Source organism: Aeromonas rivuli, assembly GCF_000820045.1.
GTDB lineage: Bacteria > Pseudomonadota > Gammaproteobacteria > Enterobacterales > Aeromonadaceae > Aeromonas > Aeromonas rivuli.
On the sequence record NZ_CDBJ01000027.1, the window covers coordinates 507,381 to 524,838 of the forward strand.

At 59.9% G+C, this 17,458-nt stretch carries 16 protein-coding genes and 1 tRNA gene; 3 read left to right on the forward strand and 14 right to left on the reverse strand.

All coding sequences use genetic code 11. The annotated features are described in order from the left end of the window. Positions 1-5 precede the first annotated feature (5 nt). The 3 genes from cgtA to rplU all read right to left on the reverse strand — a co-directional run bounded on the left by cgtA (position 6) and on the right by rplU (position 1,986). Positions 6-1,208 (reverse strand): Obg family GTPase CgtA, encoded by a 1,203-nt coding sequence (cgtA, locus tag BN1130_RS06565; protein ID WP_042040958.1) that lies wholly within the window; start codon positions 1,206-1,208, stop codon positions 6-8. 189 nt (positions 1,209-1,397) lie between these two features. Then, complete coding sequence (rpmA, locus tag BN1130_RS06570) at positions 1,398-1,655, reverse strand: 50S ribosomal protein L27 (RefSeq protein ID WP_005911261.1); 258 nt, start codon at positions 1,653-1,655, stop codon at positions 1,398-1,400. Positions 1,656-1,674: 19 nt separating this feature from the next. Further along, positions 1,675-1,986: a 50S ribosomal protein L21 gene (rplU, locus tag BN1130_RS21555; RefSeq protein ID WP_005304210.1), complete on the reverse strand. Its 312-nt coding sequence runs from the start codon at positions 1,984-1,986 to the stop codon at positions 1,675-1,677. A gap of 243 nt (positions 1,987-2,229) precedes the next feature. Between rplU and ispB the strand changes: the two genes are divergently transcribed. Beyond that, positions 2,230-3,201 carry an octaprenyl diphosphate synthase gene (gene ispB, locus BN1130_RS06580; protein ID WP_042040959.1) on the forward strand — a complete coding sequence of 324 codons (972 nt, stop codon included), beginning with the start codon at positions 2,230-2,232 and terminating at the stop codon, positions 3,199-3,201. 348 nt (positions 3,202-3,549) lie between these two features. Here the strand turns inward: ispB and hflC are convergent, their stop codons facing one another. From hflC to BN1130_RS06625, 9 genes are all read right to left on the reverse strand, one after another. Beyond that, positions 3,550-4,434 carry a protease modulator HflC gene (gene hflC, locus BN1130_RS06585; protein WP_042040960.1) on the reverse strand — a complete coding sequence of 295 codons (885 nt, stop codon included), beginning with the start codon at positions 4,432-4,434 and terminating at the stop codon, positions 3,550-3,552. A 3-nt stretch (positions 4,435-4,437) separates the two neighbouring features. Beyond that, entirely contained in the window at positions 4,438-5,589 is a 1,152-nt protein-coding gene (gene hflK / locus BN1130_RS06590; protein WP_042041021.1) for an FtsH protease activity modulator HflK, read from the reverse strand. Between the two features lie 83 nt (positions 5,590-5,672). Beyond that, positions 5,673-6,959 carry a ribosome rescue GTPase HflX gene (gene hflX / locus BN1130_RS06595; protein ID WP_042040961.1) on the reverse strand — a complete coding sequence of 429 codons (1,287 nt, stop codon included), beginning with the start codon at positions 6,957-6,959 and terminating at the stop codon, positions 5,673-5,675. A gap of 56 nt (positions 6,960-7,015) precedes the next feature. Next, a complete protein-coding gene (hfq, locus tag BN1130_RS06600; RefSeq protein ID WP_042040962.1) occupies positions 7,016-7,282 on the reverse strand; it encodes an RNA chaperone Hfq in 267 nt (88 codons plus the stop codon). Between the two features lie 73 nt (positions 7,283-7,355). Beyond that, complete coding sequence (gene miaA, locus BN1130_RS06605; protein WP_042041022.1) at positions 7,356-8,252, reverse strand: tRNA (adenosine(37)-N6)-dimethylallyltransferase MiaA; 897 nt, start codon at positions 8,250-8,252, stop codon at positions 7,356-7,358. Positions 8,253-8,348: 96 nt separating this feature from the next. Then, positions 8,349-10,259 carry a DNA mismatch repair endonuclease MutL gene (mutL, locus tag BN1130_RS06610; protein WP_042040963.1) on the reverse strand — a complete coding sequence of 637 codons (1,911 nt, stop codon included), beginning with the start codon at positions 10,257-10,259 and terminating at the stop codon, positions 8,349-8,351. A gap of 126 nt (positions 10,260-10,385) precedes the next feature. Next, a complete protein-coding gene (locus BN1130_RS06615) occupies positions 10,386-11,840 on the reverse strand; it encodes an N-acetylmuramoyl-L-alanine amidase (RefSeq protein WP_042040964.1) in 1,455 nt (484 codons plus the stop codon). Further along, on the reverse strand, positions 11,831-12,304 hold the full coding sequence (gene tsaE / locus BN1130_RS06620) for a tRNA (adenosine(37)-N6)-threonylcarbamoyltransferase complex ATPase subunit type 1 TsaE (RefSeq protein WP_042040965.1): 474 nt from the start codon (positions 12,302-12,304) through the stop codon (positions 11,831-11,833). Before tsaE ends, BN1130_RS06615 begins: the two co-directional genes overlap by 10 nt. Further along, positions 12,289-13,920, reverse strand: coding sequence for an NAD(P)H-hydrate dehydratase (locus BN1130_RS06625; protein ID WP_084218146.1), 1,632 nt, complete (start codon positions 13,918-13,920; stop codon positions 12,289-12,291). Before BN1130_RS06625 ends, tsaE begins: the two co-directional genes overlap by 16 nt. Here BN1130_RS06625 and queG point away from each other — a divergent pair. Next, positions 13,919-15,046 (forward strand): tRNA epoxyqueuosine(34) reductase QueG, encoded by a 1,128-nt coding sequence (gene queG, locus BN1130_RS06630; protein ID WP_042041023.1) that lies wholly within the window; start codon positions 13,919-13,921, stop codon positions 15,044-15,046. The genes BN1130_RS06625 and queG overlap by 2 nt on opposite strands. A gap of 170 nt (positions 15,047-15,216) precedes the next feature. After that, positions 15,217-15,987 (forward strand): polyphosphate--glucose phosphotransferase, encoded by a 771-nt coding sequence (gene ppgK, locus BN1130_RS06635; RefSeq protein WP_042040967.1) that lies wholly within the window; start codon positions 15,217-15,219, stop codon positions 15,985-15,987. Between the two features lie 32 nt (positions 15,988-16,019). Here the strand turns inward: ppgK and BN1130_RS06640 are convergent, their stop codons facing one another. Both BN1130_RS06640 and BN1130_RS06645 read right to left on the reverse strand, forming a co-directional pair. After that, positions 16,020-16,880, reverse strand: coding sequence for a 5'-methylthioadenosine/S-adenosylhomocysteine nucleosidase (locus BN1130_RS06640; protein WP_042040968.1), 861 nt, complete (start codon positions 16,878-16,880; stop codon positions 16,020-16,022). Positions 16,881-17,333: 453 nt separating this feature from the next. Beyond that, positions 17,334-17,409, reverse strand: a tRNA-Gly gene (locus tag BN1130_RS06645). Between the last annotated feature and the right edge of the window lie 49 nt (positions 17,410-17,458).

Here is a 17,458-nt window from a genome sequence, read left to right on the forward strand (position 1 = left end):
AGTGATCAGTCACGCACGTAGATGACTTCTACGCCGTCATCATCGTCTTCATCCCAGTCATCATCACCGAGGGATTCATCGAAGGCGCGGGAAGCCGCTGCGGCCTCTGCTTCGGCCTGGGCCAGCTGGTTCTTGTGGTAGTCATCCCACTTGAACTCCACCTTCTCGATGGCGTCCTTGGCATCCTGTTCCAGCTGACGAGGCATGGTATCGAGCAGATCCAGAATGTCGTAGCAGACCTTCTTGGTACCTTGCTTGCTGATAGCAGAGATCTCGTAGACGGGGCCTTCGTAGGCCAACGCACTCTTGACGCGCTCCATCACCTCGGCCGCTTCTTCTTCCAGGATCAAGTCCATCTTGTTGAACACCAACCAACGCGGCTTGCTCGCCAGCTCAGGGCTGTACTTCTCCAGCTCCTTGACGATAGTGACCGCGTTTTCGGCAGGATCAGACTCATCAACCGGGCAGATATCAACCAGGTGGATCAACACGCGGCAGCGCTCAAGGTGCTTGAGGAAGCGAATACCCAGACCGGCGCCCTCGGCGGCACCTTCGATCAGGCCCGGAATATCGGCGATCACGAAGGAGCGGGAGTTTTCACCACGTACAACACCCAGATTCGGCACCAGGGTGGTGAAGGGGTAATCGGCAACCTTGGGTTTGGCGGCAGAGACGGCACGAATGAAGGTAGATTTACCGGCATTGGGCAAGCCCAGCATACCGACGTCAGCCAGCAGCAGCAGTTCCAGCTTCAGGGTACGCACTTCACCCTCGGTACCGTTGCTCTTCTGATAGGGGGCACGGTTGACCGAGCTCTTGAAGCGCGTGTTGCCCAGACCATGGAAACCACCCTTGGCGACCAGCAGCTTTTGGCCATGCTGGGTCAGGTCACCGAGCCGCTCGCCGGTATCTTCATCGCTGGCACGGGTACCGACCGGCACCTTCAGGGTCAGATCCTTGCCACGGCGACCGGTACAGTTGGCGCTCTGGCCATTCTCACCACGCTCGGCGGCGTGGAAACGCTCGAAACGGTAGTCGATCAGGGTATTCAGGTTTTCATCGGCAAGCAGATAAACGTCGCCGCCATCACCACCGTCGCCACCATCAGGGCCACCGTTGGGGATGAATTTCTCACGGCGAAAGCTCACACAACCGTTACCACCGTCACCGGCATCGACTCGAATTTGGACTTCATCAACAAACTTCATAGGTAACCGTCACCTTAATTCGAAAAACCGATACGCAATTATAGTGGTACAGACCCCTGCGGGCGAGACGCATCTTGGCGATGAGGCCTGTCAGCGCCAGCTCATCCGCGTGCCGTTTTTTCGTCAAACTTTTCAGAAAAACAAAAGCCCCGCCAGGTTGGCGGGGCTTCGGATCCTTGCGGTCCGTAATTACTCAGCAACGATGCTGACGTACTTACGATTCTGCGGACCTTTAACTTCGAACAACACTTTACCAGTCGCAGTAGCGAACAAAGTGTGGTCGGTACCCAGACCAACGTTGGTGCCAGGGTGGAACTTGGTGCCACGCTGACGAACGATGATGCTACCAGCCAGTACAGTTTCGCCGCCGAAGCGCTTGACGCCGAGACGTTTGGCTTCTGAGTCGCGACCGTTACGGGATGAACCGCCAGCTTTTTTATGTGCCATTTTTCAGATTCCTCTCGAATTAAGCGCTGATGCCAGTGATTTTGACTTCAGTGAACCACTGACGGTGGCCCGCTTGCTTACGATGGTGCTTACGACGACGGAACTTGACGATAGTCACTTTCTCGCCACGGCCGTGAGCCACAACTTCAGCTACAACCTTGCCACCTTCAACGAAAGGAGCACCTACTTTAAAAGTGTCGCCTGCAGCAACCATCAGAACTTCATTGAAGTCGATAGTAGCGCCAGTCTCAACGTTCAGCTTTTCAAGACGAACGATTTGACCTTCGGCCACACGGTGTTGTTTTCCGCCGCTTTGGAATACCGCGTACATTTGATTAACTCCGTAAAGGCGAGTCTTTTGCTCAAGGCCAGACCCGCACAAAAACCTATAACAATGGGCCGGCATTCTACGCACATCGATCTGTTCAGGCAAGACCAATTTAGCAAAAAGTTTATTTTGTGCGCACGTGCCGAGCCGTGAATAAACGCTTCACTGTAACCCATTGTGAAATCGTGTAGAATCCCCGCCATTACTAAAACTGCAGACATTGCTGCCCGTCACGTTACGAGATCTATGGACCAACAGACTATTCGAGCGCTCTGTGCCGCCGACATGACGGCGGTCAATGAGCTGATCCTGGCCCGACTTCAGTCCGAGGTCAGTCTGATCAACCAGCTGGGCTTCTACATCGTCAGTGCAGGCGGCAAACGGATGCGTCCCATGCTGACCGTCATGGCTGCAAGAGCGCTGGGTTATGAGGGAGAAGATCACCTCAAGCTGGCTGCCATCATAGAGTTCATCCATACCTCGACCCTGCTGCACGACGACGTGGTCGATGAATCCGACCTGCGCCGTGGCCGGGAGACCGCCAATGCCATGTTCGGCAATGCGGCCAGCGTGTTGGTCGGTGACTATCTCTACAGCCGCTCCTTCCAGATGATGGCCGAACTCGCCGACCTGCGCGTGATGGAGATCCTGTCCGACGCCACCAACACCATCGCCGAGGGCGAGGTGCTGCAGTTAATGAACTGCAACGATCCCGATACCACAGAACAGAGCTATATGACGGTCATCTATTGCAAGACCGCCAAGCTGTTTGAGGCCGCGACCCGGCTCGCTGCCGTGCTGACCCAGCAAGATGCCCGCATAGAGGCGGCCATGACCGATTACGGCAAGTATCTGGGTACCGCCTTCCAGATCATCGATGACGTCATGGACTACTGTTCCCAGAGTGATGAGATGGGCAAGAATGTCGGCGACGATCTCGCCGAAGGCAAACCGACCCTGCCGCTGCTGCGTGCCATGGAAGTGGGGACGCCGGCCCAGCGTCAGCGCATCCGTGATGCGATAGAACACCGTAACGGCATGGAGCATCTGGACGAAATCCTCACCATTCTGGATGGCACAGGGGCGCTCGACTACTCCCGCCAGCGCGCCCGTGAGGAGGCCGACAAGGCCATAGCGGCACTCATGGTGCTGCCGGACTCACAACATCGTCAGGCCCTGATCCAGCTGGCCCAGATGGCTGTACAGCGCAGCGCCTGAGTGCTGGCGCTGTGACCAATAAAAGAGAGGCCTGATGGCCTCTTTTTTATTGGTTGGTATGCACCAGGGTGGAGAAGAGACAGACCCTGTCTTCATCGCTCAGCCCATCCTCTGCTCAAGAGCGTCCTTGGCCTTTGTTCTGCCGCAGCTGCTGCCCAAGCACATCATCCCCTAACCCTACTTGTCCCCTCCATTTACCAGCGCCTTTACGAACACGTCATAGGTCAGTGGCAATGGCCTCCCCCAGCTAAGCATCATCACATCTGTCGGCCTAAACCGGCGTTAAATCCCAGCCATAGAAAAGGGCCCTCACGGGCCCTTTTACATAACGACATGGGACTAACAAGCTTACTGCTTGTTGCCTTCCGGCGACTTGAGGTAGCGGAAGAACTCGCTGTCCGGCTTCAGGACCATCAGGTCGTTGCCGCCGGCGAAGCTCTTGCGATAGGCCTCCATGCTACGCACGAAGCTGAAAAACTCGGGGTCTTTCTTGTAGCTGTCGGCATAGATCTTGGCGGCTTCCGCATCCCCTTCACCACGCAGCTGACGCGCATTACTGTCGGCGTCGGCGATCATGACGGTCACCTTGCGGTCGATGTCAGCGCGCAGGATTTCAGCCTGCTCGCGCCCCTGGGAGCGATGCTCACGGGCCACGGCAGTCCGCTCGGCACGCATCCGCTGATAGATGGAGTTGGAGACTTCCACCGGCAGGTTGATCTGCTTGATGCGCACATCCACCACCTTGATACCGAGCTCGGAAGAGCGCGCCATCTTCATCAGGGCATCTTCCATCACGGTACTGCGTTCACCGGAGACGATGTCCTTGATGGTGCGGTTACCTATCTCGGAACGCAGGCCGTTGTTGATCTTGCGCTTGAGCAGGTCTTCGGCCTGGATCTTGTTGCCACCCCCCGTTGCCAGGTAGTACTTGGAGAAGTCCTCGATCTTCCACTTCACATAGGAGTCGATGATGAGATCTTTCTTCTCCGAGGTGACGAAGCGATCCGCCTGGCCTTCCAGAGTCTGGATGCGAGCATCCATCTTGCGAACCTGGTCGATCACCGGCACCTTGAAGTGCAAGCCTGGCTCGAAGAGACGAGGCTCACCGGAGTCGACTCGCTTCACCTTGCCAAACTGCACCACTATCCCTTTCTGCCCTTCATCGACGATGAAGACGGAAGAGAAGCAGACCATGGCAGCCACAGCGATGACACCAATAGCTATCTTATTCATCTATCAGTTTCTCCCTGTGCTGAAACGGTCACCGCTACGCAGCGGCGTCGGAGTGGAGTTGGCCCCTTCGTTGGACGGCTGAGCCGGTTCCACCGCAGGAGTGCCAGCCGGACGGGCCGGTTGCACCGCATTCGCCTTGCCAGACAGCTTGTCGAGGGGCAGATAGATCATGCTGTTGTTGCCAGCAGGCATGTCGACCAGCACCTTGTTGGTCTGCTGATAGAGCTCTTCCATGGTTTCCAGGTAGATACGCTCACGAGTCAACTCGGGGGCGGCCTGATACTGGGGCAGCAGCTCATTGAAGCGGGCAACTTCACCCTTGGCCTTCAGCACAATCTGGGACTTGTAGCCTTCGGCTTCCTGTTCCAGACGTTTGACCGAGCCGCGAGCCTTTGGCTCCACTTCACGGGCATAGGCTTCGGCTTCACGGATGAAGCGCTGCTCATCTTCCTGAGCGGAGATGGCATCATCGAAGGCATCCTTCACTTCTTCTGGCGGACGCGCCGGCAGGAAGTTGACGTCGACGATTTGCAGACCCATCTGGTAGGGCTCGATGATGCCATCGATCACCTGCCAGGTTTCCTGACGAACCTTTTCCCGACCCGTGGTCAGGACATCATCCATCCGGGTGTGGCCAACGACGTAGCGCAGGGCACTGTCGGTGGCCTGACTCAGACTCTCGTCGGCATTGGTCACGCTAAACAGATAGGCCTGGGGATCGACGATGCGATACTGCACGTCCATCTCGACCCGGACCACGTTCTCGTCCTGAGTCAGCATGAAGCCGGAGGCTGGCAGGGAGCGTACCGATTCCACATCCACCGGGATGACCCTGTCGATGAAGGTCGGTTTCCAGCGCAGACCCGGATCCACGTTATGGGAGTACTCCCCAAAACGCAGCACCACGCCACGCTCGGCCTCGCGAATGGTATAGAAGCCGCTGACGACCCACACCACCACGGCGACCAGCAGGGCGATGGAGAGGCCGAACTTGCCTATCTCACCACCGGATTTACCACCGCCGCCAAACAGACCGCCGAAGCGACGGCTGACCTTGCGCAGCATCTCGTCCAGATCAGGGGGTCCCTGAGTCTTGCCGTTATTCCCCCAAGGGTCACGGTCTTTGCCGTTGTTACCAGGCTCATTCCAAGCCATCAGCATCTCCATTTAAATACTTGCGAATGGATGTCATCTCTATCGGCAATCAGTCCACCAGGCTCAGTAGCCCATGTGATGGATCAATGCATGATAAAGCGTTGTAAAACTTCACCTTCTTGCTTCACGAGGCGGTTCCAGTCGGCCACTTGCAAGCGGACTTCCAGCACGAAATCCCCCTCCTCGCTAAAACCTTCCTGCTCTATCCCTTTGAGGCGATAGAGGGTACTGCGCAACCGGGCGGCCGAGGGTGGCAACTGCAGCCTGTGGTGCACCATGGTGCCAGCCAACAATTCGGTCAGGGCCTGGAACAAGAGTTCGCGGCCTTCACCCGTCTGGGCGGAGAGCCAAACCCGTACCGGTCGGCCCTCATCGTCACGCTCCAGCATGGCGGGGCGATCGCTCAGCTTGTCAATCTTGTTACAGATCATCAGCTGGGGGCGATCATCGGACTCGATCTCGACCAAGACCCGCTGCACGGCGTCAATATTCTCCTGCATCTGCTCGTCGGCGCAATCCACCACATGCAGTAGCAGGTCAGCCTCCCGGGTCTCTTGCAGGGTCGCCTTGAAGGCCGCGACCAGATCATGAGGAAGGTGTCGAATAAAGCCTACCGTGTCCGCCAGTATCACATCTCCTACGTCCCGGATCTCCACTTTACGCAGCGTCGGGTCCAGAGTTGCGAACAACTGATCGGCAGCATACACGCTGGCATCTGTAAGTTGGTTGAACAAAGTGGATTTTCCGGCGTTGGTATAACCCACCAGAGAAACGGTTGGTACTTCATTGCGATTGCGGGCACGACGACCCTGTTCCCGCTGCTTGGCGACCTTGTCGAGCCGACGCAAGATGGCCTTGATGCGTTCACGCAACAGACGACGGTCGGTTTCAAGCTGGGTTTCACCCGGGCCGCGCAGGCCGATACCGCCCTTCTGGCGCTCAAGGTGAGTCCAGCCACGGATCAGTCGGGTAGAGAGGTGGCGCAACTGGGCCAGTTCGACTTGCAGCTTGCCTTCATGGGTACGGGCGCGCTGGGCGAAGATATCGAGAATGAGGCCGGTTCTGTCGACGACCCGGCATTGGAACAAGCGCTCCAGGTTGCGCTCCTGGGCAGGGGTCAGGGCATGGTTGAAGATCACCACATCCGCCCCCAGGGCTTGCACCTCGGAGGCGATCTCTTCCGCCTTGCCGCTGCCGACAAAGAACTTGGCGCTGGGCGCACTGCGACTGGTGGTGACGACGCCCAACATGTTGACCCCGGCAGAGCTCACCAACAACTTGAGCTCTTCGAGATCCTCACGTTCCCCTTCATCACTGAAGTTGACATGCACCAGCACAGCCTGTTCGCCTGCTTCATAACGGTCAAACAAGCGCTTGCTCCTTAACTGGACTCATGAGGCATGGCGAGCTGGCTCGCCGCTTGGACTCACTCCTCACTGTCACCTGACGGCTCATCACCCTGACCAGTGGCGGTATGCTGATGATGGTTGACGGCGCGAGCCGGCACCACGGTGGAGATGGCATGCTTGTAGACCATCTGGCTGACGGTGTTCTTGAGCAAAATGACGAATTGGTCGAAAGATTCGATTTGACCCTGCAGTTTGATGCCGTTCACCAAATAGATAGAAACAGGAATCCGCTCACGGCGCAGCGCATTCAAAAACGGGTCTTGGAGTGATTGCCCCTTAGCCATCTTCTTTTTTCCTTATAGTTTGTTGTTTTTAAACACCGGATATCACTATAACAACCTGATTATACAGGGAGTGTCAAGCCGCACCAGCGCAGGCAATGACCCTGGCGAGGTTGTCAGACTCACCAGATCCCAACCAGGTGACCTCAGGCCATCCCCTCAACCAGGTCATTTGCCGTTTAGCAAGCTGACGAGTGGCAACGATGCCACGATAACGCATCTCATCATACCCCAGTTCCCCGGCCAGGTAGTCCCACATTTGGCGGTAGCCAACGCAGCGAATTGAGGGTAGGTCCGGCGTCAGATCCCCCCGTGCGCGCAGGGCCCTGACCTCGTTCTCGAACCCCCGGGCCAGCATGAGATCGAAACGCTGTTCGATCCGCTCATGCAGCTGAGCCCTCTCGGTCGGGGCAATGGCAAATTGATGCACCCGATAGGGTAAGCCTTCCCCCTGCACCTGAGTCAGCTCGGTGAGGGTCTTGCCGCTGATGCGATAGACCTCGAGGGCCCGGCTCAGCCGCTGGGGATCATTGGGATGAATACGCGCCCCGGCCACAGGATCGATGCGCACCAGCTCGTCGTGCAGGGCCTGCCAGCCCAGCCGGGCCGCATCGGCCTCAATGCCGGCGCGAATGACGGGGTCGGCCGAGGGCAGCGGAGAGAGCCCCTCCAGCAGGGCCTTGAAATAGAGCATGGTGCCGCCGACCAGCAAGGGAATGCGGCCACGACTGGCAATCTCGTCCATTTCGCGCAAGGCATCACGGCAAAAATCCGCCGCCGAGTAACTCAGCGCCGGATCCAGAATATCGATCAATCGATGGGGGGCGAGCCTGAGCTCGTCGACACTCGGCTTGGCGGTGCCGATGTCCATGCCGCGATAGATGAGCGCGGAATCCACGCTGATGATGTCGCAGGGCAGGGTCTGGCACAGTTCGATGGCGAGATCCGTCTTGCCGGAGGCGGTAGGCCCCATCAGAAAAATGGCAGTCGGCAAGTCAGTCACGGTCAATTCCTTTCACAAAACGCTAAAAATGGGGGGCTGCCCCATGCAAGTCAGCTGCGAGTGGCTTCACTCTTCCTCAAACTCGGCCAGGGCCGCGGCCAGGGAGAGAGGGCGCAGCAGCCCCTTGTCACCACGCGGCTCACCCAGTTGACTCACCAGCTCACCAAGCAGGCGAGTGGCAGTGGCAAAGTCATATTGCTTGTCACTGGCCAAGCCTTGTTCGACCAGCCACTGACAGAGCACCTGAGCCTTCTCCTCATTGCTGGCAGCACTCAACCCTTCGAGGAGTTGCAGCAGCTCGGGTAGCAAACGGGCCAGATCAGTCTGGCGCAGCAGCGCCGGCACCCGAGTCAGGATCATGGTGTCGCGACCACCGCTTTTCAACTCGAGTCCCATGCGTTTGAGCAGCTTTTCCTGTTCGGCGGCCACCCCATGGAGGGATTTGGGCAATTTAAAGGCGACGGGCAGCAGCAGCGGCTGGGCGGCCAGCCCCTGCCCCCAACCTTCGAGCAGCCAGTGGCGCAGCAGGCGCCGTTCGGCCACAACCACCCGCAGCAGCGCGAGCCCGCCTCCCTGCTCGAGCAGCAGATAACGTCCCTCCACCAACGTCAGGGCCCGAGCGGTGCCCTCGACGTGCGCTTCATCCCGGGACGCCGTGCTGGTCGGAGGTGGCGCCTGGAGAGCGGGCAAGGTCGTCAACAGGGCCTCCATGCCACGCAGCGCCTCCCGAGTGGGGGCCTGTGGCAGATCCCCACCATGGGAGCCCTGCCCCCTGGCCAAGGTCGTGCGCGGCTGGCTAGCGGGACGGTCGCTGCCCATGATGCCATCAGATCCGCCCTGGCGGCCCCCCTCCCGCACCTCGGTGGGGGCACGATAGCCGTGTTCTGCCCCATACCAGTCGGTGCGCGCCGCTTGCCCCGGATAGTCGGGGGCCGTGGTCGGCAGGCTCACCTCACTCATCGCCAGAGGCTCCTGACGGTCGGCCTGGTGTAGGGCGCTAAACAGCGCCTGATAGATGAAGTCGTGGATGAGCCGCGCCTGATGAAAACGCACCTCGTGCTTGGCGGGGTGTACATTGACGTCCACCTGACGGGGATCCAGCTCGATATAGAGCACGTAGGCGGCAAAGCGATCCGGTCCCAGCAGCTCGTCATAGGCCTGGCGGATGGCGTGATTGATCAACTTGTCGCGCATCATGCGGCCGTTGACATAGGTGTATTGCAGATCATTCTGCGGCCTGGCCCCGGCCGGGGTCGCCAACCAGCCGCGCAGTCGCACGTCGCTGTGCTCGCTCTCGATGGCGAGGGCATGGTGCATGAAGGGGGTGCCGCACACGGCGGCGAGACGGCGCTCCTGCTCCTGCACCGAACTGGCGGCGCGATACTGGCGCACCAGCTTGTCATTGTGGCGCAGCAGCAGGGTGATATCGAAGCGCGACAGGGCGATGCGGCGCACCAGCTCATCGATGTGGGCAAACTCGGTCTTTTCGCTGCGCATGAACTTGCGCCGCGCCGGGGTATTGAAGAAGAGATCCACCACCTCGACCGTGGTGCCGACGGGATGGGCGGCGGGTCTGATGGTGACGTTCATCTCCCGTCCCTCTGCCTCGGCCTGCCAGGCTTCGGGCTGCTCCTGAGTACGCGACGTGAAACTGAGCCGGGAGACAGAACTGATGGAGGCGAGCGCCTCTCCCCGAAATCCGAGGCTGTTGATCCCTTCCAGATCATCCAGGGTCGCCACCTTGGAGGTCGCGTGCCGTGACAAGGCCAGCACCAGCTCATCCTTGGGCACGCCGCAGCCGTTGTCACGGATGCGGATCAGCTTGGTGCCCCCTTTGTCTATGTCGATCTCGATCCGGTTCGCCCCCGCATCCAGGCTGTTCTCGACCAGCTCCTTGACGACGGAGGAGGGGCGTTCCACTACCTCGCCCGCTGCTATCTGGTTGGCGAGGAGAGCGGGCAAAATACAGATCGGCATCGCTTACTCCTGATTGTTGAACCTGGGGAATCCAGGTACCTGCACCACGACGGAGGGGCGCTCAACCACCTCGCCAGCGGCTATCTGGTTGGCGAGAATAGGAGGCAAAATACGGATCTGCATCGCTTATCCTTTGGGTATGTAGAGCACCTGCCCAATCTGGATCTCGTTGGATTTCAGATTGTTGTATTTAGCAAGCCGGGACATGGAGATGCCGTGGCGCTCGGCAAGCCGTGACAGGCTCTCGCCACGGGTCACCACGTGTCTTATGCTGCGCTGCTTGTCGATGGTATTCGCGCCGCTGAGGCTGGTCATCGGCTTGATGACACCCGCCCCGGATGCGCTGACTACGGGGGCGCCGCTGCGAGCCGACTGGCTAACAGGCGCCACCTGACTGACGGCTGGCTGGGTGCTGCGCGTCGACGCGCTGCTCACCTTGCCCGACATGATGTGCCCCTTGACGGGATGCGCCTTGTAGTAGTTGCGGATCCCGTGGAAGATCGCCTGGGCCAGCTTGTTCTGATAAGCATTGCTGGCCAGCAGCTTCTCCTCTTCGTGGTTGGAGATAAAGCCCGTCTCCACCAGCACGGAAGGGATATCCGGCGCCTTGAGCACTGCCAGACTGGCATGCTCTGGGGCGGACTTGTGCAGGCGGGCGACTCGCCCCATCTCTTTCAAGATCATGCGGCTGACGTCATAGCCCTCGGCGCGGGACTTGTCCATGGAGAGATCCAGGAAGGTACGCGCCAAGTAGGGGTTGGGGTCAGACTCGGCAATTACCTTGCCCACACCACCCAGCAGCTCGCCCTGCTTCTCCTGTTTCTCCAGCCAGCTGCCCATCTCGCGATTGGCCCTGTTGGTCGAGAGTACCCAGACCGAGGCACCGCGCGGACGCGGGTTGGTGAAGCTGTCCGCATGCACCGAGACCAGCAAATCCGCCTTGGACTTGCGCGCAATCTCGGAACGTTTATTGAGATCGACGAAGTAGTCCCCACGGCGGGTCATCACCGCCTGCATGCCAGGTTCACGATTGATGAGCGCGGCCAGCTTCTGGGAAACCGCCAGGGTGACTCGCTTCTCGTAGGTGCGACGCGGACCTATGGAGCCAGGATCCTCACCGCCGTGACCGGGATCGATGGCGATAATCACCTTGCTGCCCGGGGTCGCGGGGGCTGGCGTGGCATGACGGGCCGAACTCTCCTCATAGGGGAGATCGATCACCAGCCGGTGGCCATAGGGACCGGCTGGTGCCAATGGAAATACCACCGGCTTGATGGTCGACTTGAGATCCAGCACCAGACGCAGGCCTCCCTTGTCCACCGGCGTGCTCTCGCGGATCTTGCGTACCAGCTCGCTCTTGTTCTCGACCCGGGCCAGATTGGCGCCATTGCTGGCCCCCTTGAGGTCGATGACCAGCCGATCCGGCCCGGTCAGGGTGAAATAGTTGAATTGGGGCGAACTGGAGAGATCCAGCACCACCCGAGTGTTGTCGGGCGAGGGCCAGATCCGCACACTTTTGAGCTGATTGGCCCAGGTCGGTGAGGCAAGCAGAATAAAACACAGGGAAATTATCAGACGCACTTGGGTTGCAACCGTTCCAGAATAGCTTCGCCGATCGCAGTACGGGCCACCAGCAGGGCCTCGCGCTGCAGGTCTACATATGTCAGGGTAATCTCGAGATCCGGGGCGGCTAGCCAACCTTCTCCCTTCTCAGGCCACTCAACCAGACAGAGGGTGTTGGGGCCGAAATAGTCACGGATCCCCATGAACTCCAGCTCCTCGGGATCTGCCAATCGATACAAATCAAAGTGATAGACCTGCCAGGCTCCGAGCTCATAGGGCTCGACCAGTGTATAAGTCGGACTCTTTACCTTGCCTGAATGGCCGAGTCCCTGGATCCAGCCACGGGTGAGTGTCGTCTTGCCCGCCCCCAGGGTGCCGTGCATAAAGACGGTGGTCGCTACTTGGCTGGCGCGCGCCAACTGACCACCCAGATTTACGGTCGCTGCCTCATCCGGCAACGCTATCATCAACTGTTTTGCCATCGTCTTCTTAACTTGTCAGGAGTGTCGGGATTGGCCAGAAGGCGGATCCATGGCAACAGGTCAGATGCCAGCATGCCTCTCTCCCCTTCTGTCGCCGCCAGATCGGCAGCCTCCCCATGGAGCACTGCGCCCAGGCAGGTTGCATCACGCGCCCCTAGCCCCTGGGCCAAAAGGGCGGCGATTATACCAGATAACAGGTCACCCATGCCGCCGCTGGCCATGCCGGGATTTCCCTCATGGCAGAGCCAGACCTGTTTACCATCCGCGATGAGTGTACCTGCCCCCTTGAGCAGCGCGACGCCGCCATAGGTGCCCTGCAGGGTCTGTACGGCGGCGAAGCGATCGGCCTCCACCTCGGCGGTGCTGCAACCCAACAGGCGGGCTGCCTCGGCGGGATGGGGCGTGAGCACCCAATTATCCTGATGGCGGGGCTGTAGCGCCAGCCAATTCAATCCATCTGCATCCAATACCAGTGGCAGTTCCCGGCACAAAGCCTGCTTGAACAGGGCCCCGCCCCAGGCATCGAGGCCCAGTCCAGGCCCCAGCACCCGTACTGATCCCCAGGGATTGACTCCGCCCACTCGGAGCTCCTCTCCAGGCAGGGTCTCTGCCGCCGATGAGGAGCCGACCAGCGCGTCGCGCGCTAATGTCATGATCTCGGGCTGGGCCTGGCTGGCGGGAGCATTCATCGGATGCTGGCACACCTTGACCAGCCCGGCCCCGGTACGCAGGCAGGCCATGGCTGCCAGCAAGATGGCCCCCGCCATGCCCTGATTGCCGCCAATCAGCAGCACACGGCCTTGCTCTCCCTTGTGGGCGCAGCGTGCACGGGGGGCTAACAGATGAGCCAGGGCGGGATAATCGATACGTCGGGCGGCGGGCGCTTGCCAATGACTCAGATCCAGACCGAGAGGGTCCACATCCAGCTCCCCGCACCAGCTCGGTCCCTGGCCGGTGAGCAGCCCCTGCTTGAGCCCGACCAGGCAGAGAGTGCGAGTCGCCCGCACCGGGCTGGCCATGATGTGGCCGGTATCGGCATCCAGCCCTGAGGGGAGATCCACGGCCAGCAGCGGCACGGGCAAACGATTGATGGTTGCGACAATTCTTGTCATCGCCTTCGTGAGTGGCAGGCGGACGCCGCTGCCAAGCAGCGCATCTATCAGCAGATCCGGCAGGGAAACCGGCTCGGCAAGGGTCAGATGGACATCCTCGAAGCGTTCAACCTGACCCCCCGCCGCCAGGAAAGCGGCCGCGGCCCGATGGGCATCCCCCTTGAGCTGTGCCGGGGCCCGCGCGGCGATGACTCTCACTCTGAAGCCAGCAGCCTGCGCCAACCGGGCCAATACATAGCCATCGCCGCCATTGTTGCCGGGGCCGGTGAAGATCCACCAGTGATGAGCCGCTGGCCAATGCCCCTTGGCATAATCAAACAGCGCGGTGCCGGCGCGCTCCATCAACTCATAGAGCGACACCCCCGCAGCGGCGGCCAATTCCGCCTCGGCACGGCGAATTTGTTCGCTACGCCATAGCGCGCTGGGGAGCCGTGGGCCATGACTGCGCGGTTCGTTGAGGAGCTGTGGTAAACTGCCCCCTCCTTCCCTGTTGATCTGCATCATGACGGCTCCCGATTTCGACAAACTGGCCCAAGATATCAAGCTCTGGGCACGCGAGCTAGGATTTGACCAGGCTGGCATCACGGACACTGACCTGCACCAGGAAGAGCCCAGGTTGCAGGCCTGGCTCGATGCCGGCTATCACGGCACCATGGACTACATGGCCCGTCACGGCATGATGCGCGCCCGCCCCCATGAGCTGCTGCCGGGCACCCTGCGGGTGTTGTCGGTGCGGATGAATTATCTCCCCTTCGAGGCGGGTTTCGCCGCGACCCTGCGCGATCCCAGCCTCGGCTATATCAGCCGTTATGCCCTGGGCCGCGACTACCACAAGCTGCTGCGCGCCAGGCTCAAACAGCTCGGTGAGCGAATTGAGGCGCGCTGCGAGGCGCTGGGCTGGCGTCCCTTCGTCGACTCGGCCCCCGTGCTGGAGCGGCCACTCGCCGCCAAGGCTGGGCTCGGTTGGGTTGGCAAACACTCACTTCTGCTCAATGAGTCCGCCGGTTCCTTCTTCTTCCTCGGCGAACTCCTGCTGAGCCTGCCGCTGCCCATCGACCAGCCGGTGGAGAAAGAGCAGTGCGGCAAGTGCGTGGCCTGCATCAACATCTGTCCCACCGGTGCCATCATCGCGCCCTATGTGGTGGATGGGCGGCGCTGCATCTCCTACCTCACCATCGAGAGCGACGAGCCTATTCCTGTCGAGCTCAGGCCCCTGCTCGGCAACCGTATCTATGGCTGTGATGACTGCCAACTCATCTGCCCCTGGAACCGTTACGCCGATGCCAGCCCCGAGCCTGACTTCAGTCCGCGCGCCAATCTGCACAGCCCCAAGCTGCTGGATCTCTGGGCCTGGTCCGAGGCTCTCTTCCTGAAAAATACCGAGGGGAGCCCGATCCGCCGCATCGGTTATCAACGCTGGCGCCGCAACCTGGCAGTGGCGCTCGGCAACGGCCCGGCCGATGAAGCCGTCTTCACCGCCCTGCACGCAGCCCTGCCAAGCGCCGACCCCATGGTGGCCGAGCACATCAGCTGGGCAGTGGCGAGCCTGACCGCCCGTCAGCAGGGTGAGAACCGCAAGACCAAGCTGCTCATCCGCTGCATCGAAAAGGGTCTGCCGGATCACGCTTAATCTCACTGTCACCTCTGCTAACTCGCGATCAGAGCCAGCAGCCATGCCCTTGATCGACAAGAGATCAGCGACAGATCACGCTTGAGGATCGGCTTCCTTGCTGTTTCCTCGCACATTTCCCATGCTTTAGCGCCGCCAGTGTGGCGTCATCATCATAAGGATCGGAGCAGATGCAGATATTGGGTGTGGACATAGGAGGCTCGGGCATCAAGGGGGCCCTGGTCGATACAAAGCGCGGCGAACTCATCGGCGAACGCCATCGCATCCCGACCCCGCAGCCCGCCACCCCGGCCGCCATCGCCCATGCCCTCAAGCAACTGGTCGAACACTTCCAGTGGCAGGGCCCCATCGGCTGCGGTTTTCCCGCCACCATACATCACGGCGTGGCCAAGAATGCCTCCAACATCGACAAGAGCTGGATAGAGACGGACGCGGCCAGGCTGTTTGGCGAAGTGACAGGTCAGCCCTGCTTCGTGCTCAATGACGCCGATGCCGCAGGCCTGGCCGAGATGCGGTTTGGCGCAGGCCAGGGCCATGATGGGGTCGTCATCCTGATCACCGTCGGTACCGGCATAGGCACGGCCCTGTTTGTGGGGGGTCATCTGCTGCCCAATACCGAACTGGGTCACCTGATGCTGGAGGGCATGATAGCCGAACACTACTGCTCGGATGCGGCGCGCAAGCGGGAGGAGATCTCCTGGAGCAAGTGGGGCAAGCGTTTCAACCAATATCTGGCCCGGCTCGAGTTCCTCTTCTCGCCGGATCTCTTCATCCTGGGCGGGGGCACTGCCACCAAACTCGACAAGTTTGTCGACAAGATAGCCACCCGGGCGCCGCTTATCGCCGCCGCCAGCCTCAACCAGGCAGGGATCATCGGGGCCGCGCTCTATGCCGCCGAACAGGCAGCCACTCGTTCGAAACCGACAAAAAAGGCCCCATAAGGGGCCTTTAATTTACCGGGACCAAGCACTCCCTATCGGGGCAGGCTTGCGATGTAGCGCTCTACCACACCCTTCACGAAAAGCTGACAGGCCTCCCCCGTTTTCGGATCATAGTGGCCGCCATTGGTCAGGTTGTTGGAGAGGATACGGATCGAGAGGAAAGGGATCTGGAAGGCATCGGCTATCTGCGCCGCTGCCGCCCCTTCCATCTCTTCCACGCTGGTGCCGAACTCCCGGTGGAACCAGTTGATGCGATCTACCTCGCTGTTCCAGAAGTTGGCAGACCCCACAGTCCCTTCGACGACCTTCCCCCTGGCATAGGCTACCTGCCGGGCGATGTCGATGAGCGGCTGGCTTCCCTCGTAGTAACGGATCTTGTTGGCATCGTCGCCACCCGCACTGCCGGCAGATGCCATGATATCCATCGGCAGCCACGCCAGCGCCTCGACCCCCTGCCCTTCTGCTCGCTTGGGTGTCTTCAGATTGCCAATGTTGACGGTCCGCTTGCCCAGCACAATGTCACCCACCTTGAGCTGCTTGTCATGGCCCCCGGCCGTGCCCTGGTTGATGATGGCCAGGGGGTGATAGCGACCAATGGCGATGGCCGTCGCCGCGGCCGTGTTCTCCAGCCCCTTGCCGGTCTGGCTGACGATCACCGGGTAACCGTTCAGGGTACCCCGGTAGAAGAGGTAGGGGCCAACCTGCTCCATCACCACCCCTTGCAACAAGGAGGCAAAGTGCTCGGCTTCGATGGGCATGGGTCCCTGGATCAGGATGGGAGACGAAGGGGGATGATCGTGGCCGGCCACAGTGACACTGCTGAGTGACTGGGCCTGGGTCGTCATGCTCATGGCCATCATCAAGGCCATGAACCACTGTGTGAGATTACGCATTGCCAAACTACTCCTCTGCTCGTGTACTCGGGTCATAGGCAGCAGGCCCATCAACCATCTAGGGCGCGGATTATCGCACAAAACAGCAAACGTTTTTATGGCAAAGCGAAGTGATAAATAGCTGAAAAATGGGGGTAATAGTAATCAAGGCAACTGAACATCGGGGATGAAAAAAGAGGTTGGAAAGGGTACTTCGAGGAGATATTGGAGCGGGAAACGAGACTCGAACTCGCGGTCCGACCCTGGCAAGCACGGATCATGCTCTACCAATGTATTGGGTACAAAATCAGGCGGTGTATATCTATGGAAAGGGTACTTCGAGGAGAGATTGGAGCGGGAAACGAGACTCGAACTCGCGGTCCGACCCTGGCAAGTACGGATCATGCTCTACCAATGTATTGGGTACAAAATCAGGCGGTATATATCTATGGAAAGGGTACTTCGAGGAAAGATTGGAGCGGGAAACGAGACTCGAACTCGCGACCCCGACCTTGGCAAGGTCGTGCTCTACCAACTGAGCTATTCCCGCAACAGGTACTGCTGGTATGACGGTGTTTATGGATGCTTGGAGCGGGAAA

What these genes read in the sequence shown, in the direction of transcription:
- cgtA (WP_042040958.1), bottom strand. Translation starts at nt 1,208, where the DNA reads ATGAAGTTTGTTGATGAAGTCCAAATTCGAGTCGATGCCGGTGACGGT.
- rpmA (WP_005911261.1), bottom strand. Translation starts at nt 1,655, where the DNA reads ATGGCACATAAAAAAGCTGGCGGTTCATCCCGTAACGGTCGCGACTCA.
- rplU (WP_005304210.1), bottom strand. Translation starts at nt 1,986, where the DNA reads ATGTACGCGGTATTCCAAAGCGGCGGAAAACAACACCGTGTGGCCGAA.
- ispB (WP_042040959.1), top strand. Translation starts at nt 2,230, where the DNA reads ATGGACCAACAGACTATTCGAGCGCTCTGTGCCGCCGACATGACGGCG.
- hflC (WP_042040960.1), bottom strand. Translation starts at nt 4,434, where the DNA reads ATGAATAAGATAGCTATTGGTGTCATCGCTGTGGCTGCCATGGTCTGC.
- hflK (WP_042041021.1), bottom strand. Translation starts at nt 5,589, where the DNA reads ATGGCTTGGAATGAGCCTGGTAACAACGGCAAAGACCGTGACCCTTGG.
- hfq (WP_042040962.1), bottom strand. Translation starts at nt 7,282, where the DNA reads ATGGCTAAGGGGCAATCACTCCAAGACCCGTTTTTGAATGCGCTGCGC.
- miaA (WP_042041022.1), bottom strand. Translation starts at nt 8,252, where the DNA reads ATGGGGCCTACCGCCTCCGGCAAGACGGATCTCGCCATCGAACTGTGC.
- mutL (WP_042040963.1), bottom strand. Translation starts at nt 10,259, where the DNA reads ATGCCGATCTGTATTTTGCCCGCTCTCCTCGCCAACCAGATAGCAGCG.
- tsaE (WP_042040965.1), bottom strand. Translation starts at nt 12,304, where the DNA reads ATGGCAAAACAGTTGATGATAGCGTTGCCGGATGAGGCAGCGACCGTA.
- queG (WP_042041023.1), top strand. Translation starts at nt 13,919, where the DNA reads ATGACGGCTCCCGATTTCGACAAACTGGCCCAAGATATCAAGCTCTGG.
- BN1130_RS06625 (WP_084218146.1), bottom strand. Translation starts at nt 13,920, where the DNA reads ATGATGCAGATCAACAGGGAAGGAGGGGGCAGTTTACCACAGCTCCTC.
- ppgK (WP_042040967.1), top strand. Translation starts at nt 15,217, where the DNA reads ATGCAGATATTGGGTGTGGACATAGGAGGCTCGGGCATCAAGGGGGCC.
- BN1130_RS06640 (WP_042040968.1), bottom strand. Translation starts at nt 16,880, where the DNA reads ATGCGTAATCTCACACAGTGGTTCATGGCCTTGATGATGGCCATGAGC.